The 11,370-nt window shown below is 60.7% G+C and carries 12 protein-coding genes and 1 pseudogene; 3 read left to right on the forward strand and 10 right to left on the reverse strand.

What is annotated here, in order from left to right:
* Positions 1-9: 9 nt before the first annotated feature.
* From ACPYOP_RS10445 to ACPYOP_RS10455, 3 genes are all read left to right on the forward strand, one after another.
* Positions 10-858, forward strand: coding sequence for an MOSC domain-containing protein (locus ACPYOP_RS10445; protein ID WP_481410310.1), 849 nt, complete (start codon positions 10-12; stop codon positions 856-858).
* Between the two features lie 122 nt (positions 859-980).
* Complete coding sequence (locus ACPYOP_RS10450; RefSeq protein WP_481410311.1) at positions 981-4,226, forward strand: adenylate/guanylate cyclase domain-containing protein; 3,246 nt, start codon at positions 981-983, stop codon at positions 4,224-4,226.
* Positions 4,227-4,299: 73 nt separating this feature from the next.
* A complete protein-coding gene (locus tag ACPYOP_RS10455) occupies positions 4,300-4,980 on the forward strand; it encodes a peroxiredoxin-like family protein (protein ID WP_481410312.1) in 681 nt (226 codons plus the stop codon).
* 72 nt (positions 4,981-5,052) lie between these two features.
* Here ACPYOP_RS10455 and recO read toward each other — a convergent pair whose 3' ends face one another.
* The 10 genes and pseudogenes from recO to ACPYOP_RS10505 all read right to left on the reverse strand — a co-directional run.
* Positions 5,053-5,820, reverse strand: coding sequence for a DNA repair protein RecO (gene recO / locus ACPYOP_RS10460; RefSeq protein ID WP_481410313.1), 768 nt, complete (start codon positions 5,818-5,820; stop codon positions 5,053-5,055).
* 58 nt (positions 5,821-5,878) lie between these two features.
* Positions 5,879-6,250, reverse strand: a complete 372-nt coding sequence (locus ACPYOP_RS10465) for a response regulator (RefSeq protein WP_481410314.1) — start codon at positions 6,248-6,250, stop codon at positions 5,879-5,881.
* A gap of 332 nt (positions 6,251-6,582) precedes the next feature.
* A pseudogene (locus ACPYOP_RS10470) lies at positions 6,583-6,852 on the reverse strand (Crp/Fnr family transcriptional regulator); the annotation flags it as partial.
* Positions 6,853-7,023: 171 nt separating this feature from the next.
* Positions 7,024-7,968, reverse strand: a complete 945-nt coding sequence (gene era, locus ACPYOP_RS10475) for a GTPase Era (protein ID WP_481410315.1) — start codon at positions 7,966-7,968, stop codon at positions 7,024-7,026.
* Positions 7,969-7,989: 21 nt separating this feature from the next.
* A complete protein-coding gene (rnc, locus tag ACPYOP_RS10480) occupies positions 7,990-8,709 on the reverse strand; it encodes a ribonuclease III (protein ID WP_481410316.1) in 720 nt (239 codons plus the stop codon).
* On the reverse strand, positions 8,706-9,452 hold the full coding sequence (gene lepB, locus ACPYOP_RS10485) for a signal peptidase I (RefSeq protein WP_481410317.1): 747 nt from the start codon (positions 9,450-9,452) through the stop codon (positions 8,706-8,708). The genes rnc and lepB overlap by 4 nt, the downstream gene beginning before the upstream one ends.
* A 114-nt stretch (positions 9,453-9,566) precedes the next feature.
* Positions 9,567-9,971, reverse strand: a complete 405-nt coding sequence (acpS, locus tag ACPYOP_RS10490; RefSeq protein WP_481410318.1) for a holo-ACP synthase — start codon at positions 9,969-9,971, stop codon at positions 9,567-9,569.
* A 40-nt stretch (positions 9,972-10,011) separates the two neighbouring features.
* Positions 10,012-10,599, reverse strand: coding sequence for a DUF2062 domain-containing protein (locus ACPYOP_RS10495; protein ID WP_481410319.1), 588 nt, complete (start codon positions 10,597-10,599; stop codon positions 10,012-10,014).
* A gap of 220 nt (positions 10,600-10,819) precedes the next feature.
* Positions 10,820-10,969 (reverse strand): DUF3563 family protein, encoded by a 150-nt coding sequence (locus tag ACPYOP_RS10500; RefSeq protein ID WP_120663420.1) that lies wholly within the window; start codon positions 10,967-10,969, stop codon positions 10,820-10,822.
* 193 nt (positions 10,970-11,162) lie between these two features.
* Positions 11,163-11,370, reverse strand: a 208-nt coding sequence (locus ACPYOP_RS10505) for an ACT domain-containing protein (protein ID WP_481410320.1), incomplete at its 5' end; no start/stop codon positions are given.

Raw genomic sequence — 11,370 nt, forward strand, 5'->3', positions numbered from 1 at the left:
GGGCCATCCATGCGCGTCAGCGATCTTTTCATCTATCCCCTCAAGAGCGCGCGCGGCATCGCCATTCCGTCAGCGGCCATCGACGCCTTCGGTCTCGCCGGCGATCGGCGCGCCATGCTGGTCGACCCCTCGGGCCACTTCATCACCCAGCGCGAATTGCAGGCACTGGCCCGCATCGATATCCAACCGGCACCCTCCCACCTGCGCCTGAAGATGGAGGGCAAGGCTGACATCATCGTGCCGCCGCCCCACCCCGACAATCGCATGGACATCGTCGTCTGGAAATCCAACGTCAGCGCCTCCGTCGCCGACGAGGAAACCAACAAGGCCCTGTCGGCCTGGCTGGATCGCGAGGTCAGGATGGTGTTCTTCGACAGGCTCGCGAAGCGCGTCGCCAATCCGGAATGGGCGGGCGAGGATGCGCCGGTTACGTTTTCCGACGGCTACCAGATTCTGGTTACCACGACCGGCTCGCTGAAGGCGCTCAACGCCAATCTTGCCGCTCACGGCGAAGGCGCCGTCGGCATGGAGCGCTTCCGCCCGAATATCGTCATCGATATAGACGAGGAATGGCCGGAGGATCGTTGGGCGGCGATCGAGATCGGCGGTATCCGCCTCGACCTCGTCAAGCCCTGTTCGCGCTGCATCATGACGACACAGGACCAGCAGACCGGCTCGCGCGAGGTGCCGAACCCGATGCCCGCCATGGGCCGCATCCGCATGTCGGCAGACCGCCGTGTTCCCGGCCCGCTCTTCGGCTGGAACGCCGTGCCGCGCGGCGAAGGCTCGGTGAAGATCGGCGACACGGTGACCGTACTCGAGGAACGGCCGGAGGGCTGGGCTCTCAAGCGGCGCTAGTCGTTCCGCCGTTTGTTTAGCTTGCGGACCTGAGGCAGCAGGCGCATGCTTATCGCTCATTTTGAACCCGTCGGTTGCGGCCAAGGTAGCCGTGGCGTGCGGGTTTGCGCGAGGTGCCTTCAATGGAGTGCGCCGGCTGCGGTTTCGATATTCAGAGCGGCTTTGCTTTCTGTCCGCGGTGCGGGGCAAGGCAACCTATCTCCTGTGCCGCGTGCGGCTATCCCTGCCAGCCTGACTTTGCCTTCTGCCCCCGATGCGGCGCGGCGACTTCCGACAAGGCCCAACCCGCAGCCAAGCCGGCCATCAAGACTGCGCCGGCAAAATCCGAGGATGATGCCGACCGGCGGCCGGTAACCGTGCTTTTTGCCGATCTCTGCGGTTTTACGACACTGAGCGAGCAGATCGACCCGGAAGTCATGCGCATGCTGCAGAACGAATTGTTCGAAGAGATGACCCAGGCGGTCGAGGCCTATGGCGGCTTCGTCGACAAATTCGTCGGCGATGCGTTGCTGGCGCTGTTCGGCGCGCCGGTTGCCCATGAAGACGATCCGGTGCGGGCACTGAACGCAGCGCTCGATATGATCGAGCGGGCAACGCAGGTCGGCGAGCGCTGGCAACCGCGCGCCGGCGTGCCGCTGCGCCTGCATATCGGTATTAATAGCGGCCCTGTCGTTACGGGCGGCTTTGGCGCCGTCAGCACCAAATCCTATTCCGTCACCGGTGACACGGTGAACACAGCCCAACGGCTGCAATCCATGGCGGGCGAAAACGATATCCTCGTTGGGCCGCTGACTTACCGCCTCACCCGCCATGCCTTCGCCTTCGACAGCCTGGGTGCTCAGACCTTGCGCGGCAAAAGCGGTAATGTGCTTGTTCATCGGCTGACGGGGCAGCTGGAAGCGCCGCATACGGCGCGCGGGCTCGAAAGCTTCGGTCTCCAGGCGCCGATGATCGGACGGGATACGGAATTGTCGCGGCTTTTGACCTGCCTCGACCTTGCTTGCGGCGGTGCGGCGCAACTTGTCCGCCTCATCGGTGAGGCCGGTATCGGCAAGTCACGACTTGCCAACGAGTTCATCGGCATTGCCGGCAATACGACCCGCTTTCCGGGTCTCGCCATCCGCAAGGCGACCTGCTCTCCTCTCGGCGAGCAGTCCTACGGGACGCTTGCCGCGGTCGTGCGCAGCGCCTACGGCATCGGCGAGCGCGACGATCTCGACAGGACGCGGCAATTGCTGGCGACTGGATTCCGCGCGCTCGATCTCACGCAGGAGGACATCGACGGACTTTCGCCGCTTTTCCTGCATGTTCTTGGCTTGGGTGACCCCGGCGGAGCGCTGCGGCATATCGAGCCGGAGCAATTGCGGCGGCAGATCTTCTATGCGGTCCGCACCGTCTTCGAGCGGCGGCTGGCGCAGGGGCCTCTGCTGCTTGTCATCGAGGATCTGCATTGGGCCGATGCCGCCTCGTTGGAAGTGCTTCGCTTTATGATGGATCGGCTCGAACGCAGCCGGCTGATGCTGTTGGCGATCTACCGGCCGACATCGCAGATCGACCCGCTGGATTCCAATCGGGTCAGTGTCACCATCCAGCGTCTCGGCCCACTCGTCGCAGCCGACGGGCGGAAGTTGCTTGCTGCCTTTTTTGGCGAAAGTCATGGCAAGCTGCCGGTTGCGATGTGTCAGCGCATCCTCGATCGGGCCGGCGGCAATCCGCTCTTCATCGAAGAGATCCTTCGAGGATTGATCGACATGGGCAGGCTGCACAATGATGGACAACGCTGGCAAGTCGCGGCGGAAGAGACGGATGTCGATATTCCGGTCAATCTGCAGGCCCTGTTGCTCGCCCGTGTCGATCGTCTGCCGCAGGAGATCAGACGGTTGGCGCAGGAGGCGGCGGTGGTCGGCCCGAAATTCGACACCGCCCTACTCCGCACCATCGCCACCGACCCGGCCGCCATCGATGCCGCGCTGGATTACCTCTGCGATGCCGATATCATCAAGGAATTGCGCGGGCCGGATGCCGGTACCTCACCCACTTATCGCTTCAGCCAGTCCCTGCTGCATGATGTCATCTATCATAATCTCCTGTTGCAGCGGCGCACGGAACTTCATCACCGGATCGGCCGGGTTCTCGAGCGCCAATATGGCTCGGCGCCGGATCGGCCTGAGCAGCTGACGCAGCTCGGCCATCACTTCAGCCTGACCATCGAGAAGGCGAAAGGTGCCGCCTATCTGATGGCCGCCGGCGATCTGGCGCGCAAGACCTATGCCAATGACGACGCGATGCGCCTTTATCGCCAGGCACTTGGCGCCTTGGCAAACGAGCCAAAGGTAGCGCCGGAACAGTCGGCGCTCCTGGAGCGTCTTGCCGATCTCTGCGGTCCTGCCGGTCGCCGCGACGCGGCGTTTGATCATTATCAGCGAGCGCTGGCGATCCATCGCACCGGAGACGATCGGATTGGGGCGGCGAGGATATTGCGCAAGATCGGCCGGCTGCATCTCGATGCGGGACGCCGCGATCTGGCGGAAGCGCATTGCGCCGAGGCCGAAGCGATGATTGCGACGATCGATGCGCCGGTCGAACATGCGCATCTCCTGCAGGAGCGCGGCTATCTGGCCTTCCGCATGGGCGACCAGGCCGCAGCCGCCGAATGGGCGACGCAGGCCCTGCAGCGGCTGGAAACGCTCCCCATCGACGGAACGACCGAGGCCGGACGGGAGGCGGCGCGCGCGATGGCGGAGGCGCTGAACACCAAGGGCGCAGCACTTGCGCGGCTCGGCCGTCGCCGCGATGCCGTGCAGGAGGTGGAGCGCAGTCTTGCCGTCGCCGAAAAGGCCGATCTGCAAAGTGCTGCCTGCCGCGCCTATTCCAACCTAGGAGTGCTCTACACCATCGTGGATCCGGCTCACGCCATCAAGATCTGCCGGCGCGGGCTGGAGGTCGCGACCCGCATCGGCGATCTCAGCTTCCAGGCGCGGCTCCTCGCCAACCTCGCCGTTTCCTGCTGTACCTTTACCGACCGCTGCGCCGCCGAGGGCGTGCCGGCGGCAGAGAAGGCGGTGGAAATCGACCGGGCGCTCGATCAGCGTGACCACCTTTCCGTGCCCTTGATCGTCCTCGGGCAGATCCATCAATGCCACGGGCAGCCGAAGCTAGCGCGCAAGTATTATGAGGAAGCCCTTGAGGTCGCGAAGGAGATCGATGAACCGCAACTGCTCTTTCCATGCTATGATGGCTTGGCGACACTGAGCCTGGAACATGACGACCTGGCCGAGGCAGAACGGTTTTTCACGCTGGCACAGGATGTGTGTACCCGCCACAACCTCGATCCGGGCACACTCGTCGTATTGCCGTTTCTCGACTGACTGTCTTCGTTAGGACGATCGTCGGAGATTGATTGGGAGAACCAATTCAAACACATAAAGGGAGGAACGAAACATGCAGGAGAACCACACCGAAAGACCATTGCAGCCTGGAGATCGCGCGCCGAATGTCGTGCTGGATGCGATCACTCGCCAGGGCAAGATCGCCATCGACGATTTTCGCGGCCAGAAGCCCGTGCTCGTCGGGTTGTTCCGCGGGCTGCATTGTCCCTTCTGCCGCCGGCAGATCGCCGCCATGGCAGAACTCACCGATGCATTGCAGGAAAAAGGCATCGATAGCCTGACCGTCGTCAACACGCCGATCGAGCGCGCCCGGCTCTACTTCCGGTACCATCCGCTTCCCAATCTGCTGGCTGCTTCCGATCCGGAGCGGGTGTCGCACAGGGCCTTCGGCCTGCCGAATGTCCAGTTCACCGAAGACGAGACCGACTGGCCGCGCAAGGTCGGCATCAGTGCCGTGCGGTCGATGCGCATCGACATGCCGGGCGAACTTCCCCAGCCCATGGATCCGATGACGGCTATGGAATTCCTCGACAAGGCCGACGGCTATGAAATCACGGAGGACGACAAACAGATGGTTGCCACCGGCGAAGGCCAGCTCGTCGGCGAATTCCTGCTCGATCGGGATGGCGTCATCCGCTGGTGTTTCACCGAGGCCGAAGAGGCCGGCCGTCATATGTTCGGCGTTCCCGCCCCGCGGGAGGTGATGTCGGCGGCGTCGAATATGGCTGTTTGAAGCGAGCGGTCTTTCAGCTTCCGAACACGCCTGAGCATGATCCTATTGCCGCGCACTTTTGCGTGACTTGCTCTACTTTTTGGCTGCAGCGGTCGGCCGCTCCTGCGACGCTGCATTCAGCGCCTTCATCGCGGCCTGAATAAAGCCCTCGCGCGCCGCGGCGATCTCTATGCCGCGCGGTTCATAGACATGCCGATGCAGGAAGAAGCCAGTCAGGCGGAAGGCCGCGGCGAGGCTTTCCGTATCCGCGGCGACCACGGCTCCCGTCGATAGAAACGGCGGCAGCGCCAGCATCTTGTCCGCCCAAGGCATGCCGGCCGCACGGCAGACGGCCCGCCCGCTCTTCGGCGAAACGAAAGCCAGGTCCTCGCGCACGCCGGTTGCCGCGCATTCGGTCAGATCGAGACCGAAACCCAGATCGTTCAACACGGCAAGTTCAAAGCGCACGAAAAGCTCACCGGCATCGGCGGGATTCTGCAGGTTTTCGAGGATCACGTCGAGCGCGTCGTAGAGATGCGGATGCGGATCCCGCTCCGGCAGCAGCCGCAGCAAGGCGGCCATCGCCTGTACGCCATAGACGGCGGTCGCGGTTTCCATCAGCCGCGCGGCCCGGAGCGTGACCGGTTCCATGCGAAATTCGCCAAGGTGCTCATGCAGCCTTGCCCGCCAGGTTATCTCGACAAGATTGCCGGACTGCAGCACCGGCTGCATGGCGCGCGAACGGCCCGATCGCACCAGCCCCATATGGCGCCCGCGCGCACGCGTCATCACCTCGGCGATGACGCTTGTCTCGCCAAGGCGCTTGACGCCCAGGATGATCGCGTGGTCCTGCCACTGCATTGGCCGGTTGCCCCGAAAGATTTTTGCGATTCGAACTTAAGGCAAATGCGCGCCGCTGTCACATGGCCTGGGAATCGCCGGCCGCCAATGTCCGGACAAAGAGGCGCATGGATTGCTCATCGAAGGGCTTGTTCAAAAGCGGCACATGCCGCAAATCCGCCGGGAAATCGAGCGTGTCGGAATAACCGCTGACAAAACCAAAGGAGATGCCGCGATCCATCAACAATCGGGCAAAGCCGAAGCTCGTCGACTCCCCGAGGTTCACGTCCAGCATCGCAAAATCATAATGTTCGGAATGAACGGCGTTGACCGCCTGTTCCAGATTTGAAGCAATCTCGATCTGCTGAATACCCACGAGACGAAGAATTTCCTCCGCCTCCATAGCAATAATGAGATTGTCTTCCAGAATAAGGACGCGCTGAAACGTCATATCAGCGCCATCCTTGCATGCGCGCGCCAGTTGGGCGCTGCCCGTAAAAAGTCCCACATATCATCCCTCCGGCGCCGATCATCGGCCCGTAATGAGTGAACGGATTTCTCCATTCGTATTGGCTTGGTCTCTTGCAACATGACCTTGCCTGCAAACCCGCTTCGCACTTTTTGCACTGCGGTACTATGGCCTCGTTGACGTGCTCCAATCGCTTTTGCCGCCGGGGTTAGTAAAAGGTGAAACTGGTGGAAAAGTGACGGTGAAAATAATCTATGCTGATACAGTTGCTGTCAGCATTTAAAAAAGACATGCTGCTTTGCATCGAGAATAGCTCAGATGACGGGACGCTTGCCCGAATCAAGTCCGTCCCCGCCGGCAAGTGCTGCAAGCCCTTCCCCATCCAGAACTTCGCAGCCTCGCTCCTGCCAGAGAAGCAATCCTCGTGCAGCCAGCTTTTTCAACGTCTTATTGGTATGAACGATGGAAAGACCGAGCGTATCCGCCACATGCTGCTGCGTGACGGGGATGACCTTGGTGCCATCGAAGAGGCGAAGCGCTCTGGCACGCTGGTGCATGTATGCGATCAGATAGGCGGCGCGGTCGAATTCACGAAAATGCGGCAGAGACCTCAATGGACAGTGCTGACATGATGTTCGCTGCCCATGCACCGTCGCAGCCGCCTTCCCCATGAAACGCTCCCTGAATGGCAGCGGCGTGGGCGACATGCCCGACAAACCACTGCATTATAAAGCACTCATGGAAGCAAAGCTCCATTATCGCGGGAAGTCCAGCCCCATCTCCCGGAAACGCTCTGGATCATCCCCCCAGTTCTCGCGAACCTTGACGAAGAGGAAAAGATGTACCGGCTGCTCCAAGATTTCGGAGAGCTCCTTGCGCGATGCAGTCGAAATCGCCTTGATCGCCTCGCCACCCTTGCCGAGGGCAATCTTCTTCTGGCTTTCGCGCTCGACATAGATCACCTGCTCGATGCGCACCGAACCGTCCTTGCGCTCCTCCCACTTTTCCGTCTCGACATGCGAGGAATAGGGAAGCTCCTGATGCAGCCGCAGAAACAGCTTTTCGCGGGTGATTTCGGCGGCGAGCTGGCGCATTGGCAGGTCGGAGATCTGGTCCTCCGGATAATACCAGGGTCCTTCCGGCAAGGTTTTCGCAAGATAGTCCATGACGTCGTCACAGCCGGAGCCATTTTCGGCCGAGATCATGAAGGTCTGGTCGAAAGCGATCTTCTCATTGGCGGCGGCGGCAAGCGCCAGCAGATCCTCGCGGCGAACGCGGTCGATCTTGTTCAAGACCAGGATCTTCGGCTGCGAAACCTCGTTCAGCCCTTCCAGAATGACTTCGGCATCGCCGCGCAAACCACGCTCGCTGTCGATCAGCAGCATGATGAGATCGGCATCCTTGGCGCCGCCCCAGGCCGACGTCACCATCGCGCGGTCGAGACGGCGGCGCGGCCTGAAGATGCCGGGCGTATCCATGAAGACGATCTGCGCATTGTTGTGAATGGCGATGCCGCGCACGATCGCGCGCGTCGTCTGCACCTTGTGGCTGACGATCGAGACCTTCGCGCCCACGAGCCGGTTGACCAAGGTCGATTTGCCGGCATTGGTAGGGCCGATGAGGGCTACAAAACCCGAATGCGTCGGGCCGATATGTTCAACCGCGCCGTCCTCGGCGGGCGTATCCTGCTGATTGCTCATTTTTCCATTATTCCCCGGCAGTCACTTCTCAGTCAACTGAGGCTGCCATACACGTTCACGCTCCAGAATCCGCGTCGCCGCCACCTGCTCGGCCGCACGCTTGGAGCGTTCTATTCCTGTTTCGGGCGCTGTTCCCGCCACTTCCACCGTCACGGTGAAGCGGGGATCATGATCCGGTCCGCTGCGATCATCAACCCTATAGACCGGGGTGACGCCGAATTTCGCATGCGCCCATTCTTGCAGTTCCGTCTTGGCGTCACGCCTCGCACCTTCGGGTCTGATGGCACGGCGTTCCCAAAAACGCAGGATGAACTTGCGGGCGATTTCCAACCCACCATCAAGATAGAGCGCTGCAATCAGGCTTTCGACGACATCGGCGCGCACATTGAGCATGCGCTTGCCCGTCAGCTTTTTCACATCGGCGCCGGTGCGGATGTAAAGATGCAGCTCCATCTCATCGGCGACCTCGGCGCAGGTTTCGGCGCTGACCAGCTGGTTGAGGCGAACCGAAAGCTCGCCTTCCGTCGCCGCACCGAAGGTCTTGAATAGCAGTTCGGCGATGCAAAGGCCGAGGACCCGGTCGCCAAGAAATTCCAACCGTTCGTAATTGCCCGTCTTGTGCGTGCGGGCGCTGGCATGCGTCAGCGCACTGTCGAGACGCTCCTTCTCGGCGAATTCATGGCCTATCACCACCTCAAGCTTCGCACGATCCGCCTGGGAGAGCGCCAGCGCCTTCGTCATTCGACAACCTTGAAGAGGCGATCCCAACGCATGTTGGTCGGCCATTTCCAGACTTCGCGGAACGAGGTGTCATGGCCCAGCGAGAAGAAGATGACGCTGGCGCGGCCGATGAGGTTTTCGGCCGGCACATAGCCGACGTCGAAGCGGCTGTCGTCGGAATTGTCGCGGTTGTCGCCCATCATGAAGTAATGGCCGGCCGGCACGACATATTCCTGGGTATTGTCGCCACGGGAATTCGGTGAAAGGTCCAGCGTGTCAAAAACCTTGCCGCTATCCGGCAGGCGCTCGCTATAGACTGGGATTTTGTCGCCCGGCTCCTGGCTGTAGTCCGACGAGAACGTTCCATGCGGCTCGCGCGGAACAGCTTGGCCGTTGATGTAGAGGATATCGTTCTTGACCTGAATGCGGTCGCCCGGCAGGCCGATCACGCGTTTGATGTAGTCGACATCCGGGTTCGGCGGGAAGCGGAACACGACGACGTCACCGCGCTTCGGCTCGCTGCCCAAAATACGGCCGCTGAACAGATCCGGCGAAAACGGCAGCGAATACTTCGAATAGCCGTAGGCGAATTTGTTGACGAAGATATAGTCGCCGACAAGAAGCGTCGGCATCATCGAACCGGACGGGATGGTGAACGGCTGAAAGAGAACCGTGCGGATGATCATGGCCAGGACGAGCGCCTGTACGATGACTTTGATATTCTCCCACAGGGCGTTCTGCTGTTTTACGGCTTTCTCGGACACGCAGTCTTATTCCTTTTTCGCACCCCACCGGCGCACTTGCTTTCAGGCACTGTCTACTCGCTTCACATCATTGCGGCAATGGCGCGGATGCCAAAAGCAACACGTGGCTGTGATTCAGCCATCCATCGGCAATGCCTCGATGATTACAAAAGCCTGAGCAAGAGGGAAATCATCCGTTATCGTCAAATGAATGGCGGCGCGATGATTTGGCGGCAGCATGGAAGCCAGTCTTTCGGCGGCCCCACCGGTCAATTGCATCGTCGGCTTGCCGCTCCGCAGATTGACGACGCCCATATCGCGCCAGAAGACGCCTTGCGCCAGGCCGGTGCCCAAAGCCTTGGAACAGGCTTCCTTGGCGGCAAAGCGCTTGGCATAGGATGCCGCCTTGTTCTTGCGGCCTTCGGACTTGGCGCGCTCGATGTCGGTAAAGCAGCGGTCGGTGAACCGCGTGCCGAAACGCTCGATCGTCTTCTCCACCCGACGGATGTCGATGAGATCGCTGCCTATGCCGATAATCATGGGAAGGCCCTCCTGGCGGCCGGGGCGATGTCAGGCGCCGTCAGACGCTCGATGCGTTTTCGGCAAGCGCCAGCCGCTCGCGGGCGCGTTCCATCAGGCGTTCCTTGCGGCGCGTCTTGAAGGTCTTCACGCCATAATAGGTGAGCGCGTAGACGATCACGCCGGTCACGATCGCCGGCGGAATGCCACCGATCAGCATCGGCTTCAAAACCGGGTCCCAGATTTGCGTAAGATCGCCCTTATGCCAGAGCGCCGGCAAATCGATGCTGCCGCCCTGACCGCCGCTGTCACGCGCCAGGATCAGGTGACCGATTTCCCAGGTGAAGGCCCAGATGAAGGGATAGGTGATGGGATTGCCCGCCGCCAGACAGCCGAGCGCCGACGCGATGACATTGCCGCCGACCAGATAGGCGATGATGATCGCCATGACGAAATGCACGCCGATGAAGGGCGTCCACGACACCACAATACCCGCAGCAAAACCGGCCGCAACCGAATGCGGCGAGGCGGCAAGGCGAACGAGGCGTTTGCCGAAATATTGGAATGAGCGAACGAAACCCTTGCGGGGCCATAGATGCTCCCGCAGTTTTTCCTTGAATGTCAGTGGCTTTCGGCGACGAAATAGCATGCGGCTTATCTAGTGCAATGGGGGCCGTCATGACAAGACCGGCCTTGCGTATCCCGTACCGATTAAGAACCGAAAGTGCGGCCCTTTTTTGGAACATCGCCTGCTCAGGGTGCAGAAAATGGACGTTCTCTCTTTTGCGGGAAGCAATCCCGCAAGATCGGGATGCTCCAAGGGCGCAACAACGACGCGCCCCTCCTGGTCTTTCAAGTATTAACGGCTATTAACGCTGACGGAACAGACCGCGGTCAACCTGGCGCTGACGATATTCAAGGTCAAAACGGTCGTGCGAGCCATTCAGATAAGCCATTTCGCGGTCTTCGACACTCGGGACACGCAGGGCGCGGGCTATTTTCTTGATAGGGCTAAACATTGTCTTCTCTCATCTCTGTTTCGTTTTCTTCGATGACCAGAAGATAAGCGCGACGGAGGCCAATTACCATCGCTCTAAAATAGACACAGCCATGCGCTCAATGCATACCTATCCGGAAAGGTGCTCGATTTTGGTCATAAAATGATCACAAAATATGCAGCCGCCTAGGATCTAGGACAGACGTGGGCAGATGTCACTCGTAAAGGCGCTTTACCGTGGCGATGCAGTCGAGCTCCTTGAGCTGCACCAGAAGCTGGTTGAGCTGTCGCAGATCCCAGACTTCCACGTCGAGCGCCATCTCGGTGAAATCGGCAGCGACGCGAACGGTGTTGAGCAAGCGAATATTGACATCGACATCGGCGACGGTCTGCGCCACCTTGGCCAAGGTGCCCGGCTCGTTC

The sequence above is a fragment of the Rhizobium sp. KNZ2-6A genome (genome assembly GCF_056755475.1).

Excerpts from the sequence above, each read along its gene's own strand:
- ACPYOP_RS10465 (WP_481410314.1), bottom strand. The coding sequence starts at position 6,250 with ATGACGTTTCAGCGCGTCCTTATTCTGGAAGACAATCTCATTATTGCT.
- era (WP_481410315.1), bottom strand. The coding sequence starts at position 7,968 with ATGAGCAATCAGCAGGATACGCCCGCCGAGGACGGCGCGGTTGAACAT.
- ACPYOP_RS10495 (WP_481410319.1), bottom strand. The coding sequence starts at position 10,599 with ATGCTATTTCGTCGCCGAAAGCCACTGACATTCAAGGAAAAACTGCGG.
- acpS (WP_481410318.1), bottom strand. The coding sequence starts at position 9,971 with ATGATTATCGGCATAGGCAGCGATCTCATCGACATCCGTCGGGTGGAG.
- ACPYOP_RS10445 (WP_481410310.1), top strand. The coding sequence starts at position 10 with ATGCGCGTCAGCGATCTTTTCATCTATCCCCTCAAGAGCGCGCGCGGC.
- ACPYOP_RS10450 (WP_481410311.1), top strand. The coding sequence starts at position 981 with ATGGAGTGCGCCGGCTGCGGTTTCGATATTCAGAGCGGCTTTGCTTTC.
- recO (WP_481410313.1), bottom strand. The coding sequence starts at position 5,820 with ATGCAGTGGCAGGACCACGCGATCATCCTGGGCGTCAAGCGCCTTGGC.
- ACPYOP_RS10500 (WP_120663420.1), bottom strand. The coding sequence starts at position 10,969 with ATGTTTAGCCCTATCAAGAAAATAGCCCGCGCCCTGCGTGTCCCGAGT.
- ACPYOP_RS10455 (WP_481410312.1), top strand. The coding sequence starts at position 4,300 with ATGCAGGAGAACCACACCGAAAGACCATTGCAGCCTGGAGATCGCGCG.
- rnc (WP_481410316.1), bottom strand. The coding sequence starts at position 8,709 with ATGACGAAGGCGCTGGCGCTCTCCCAGGCGGATCGTGCGAAGCTTGAG.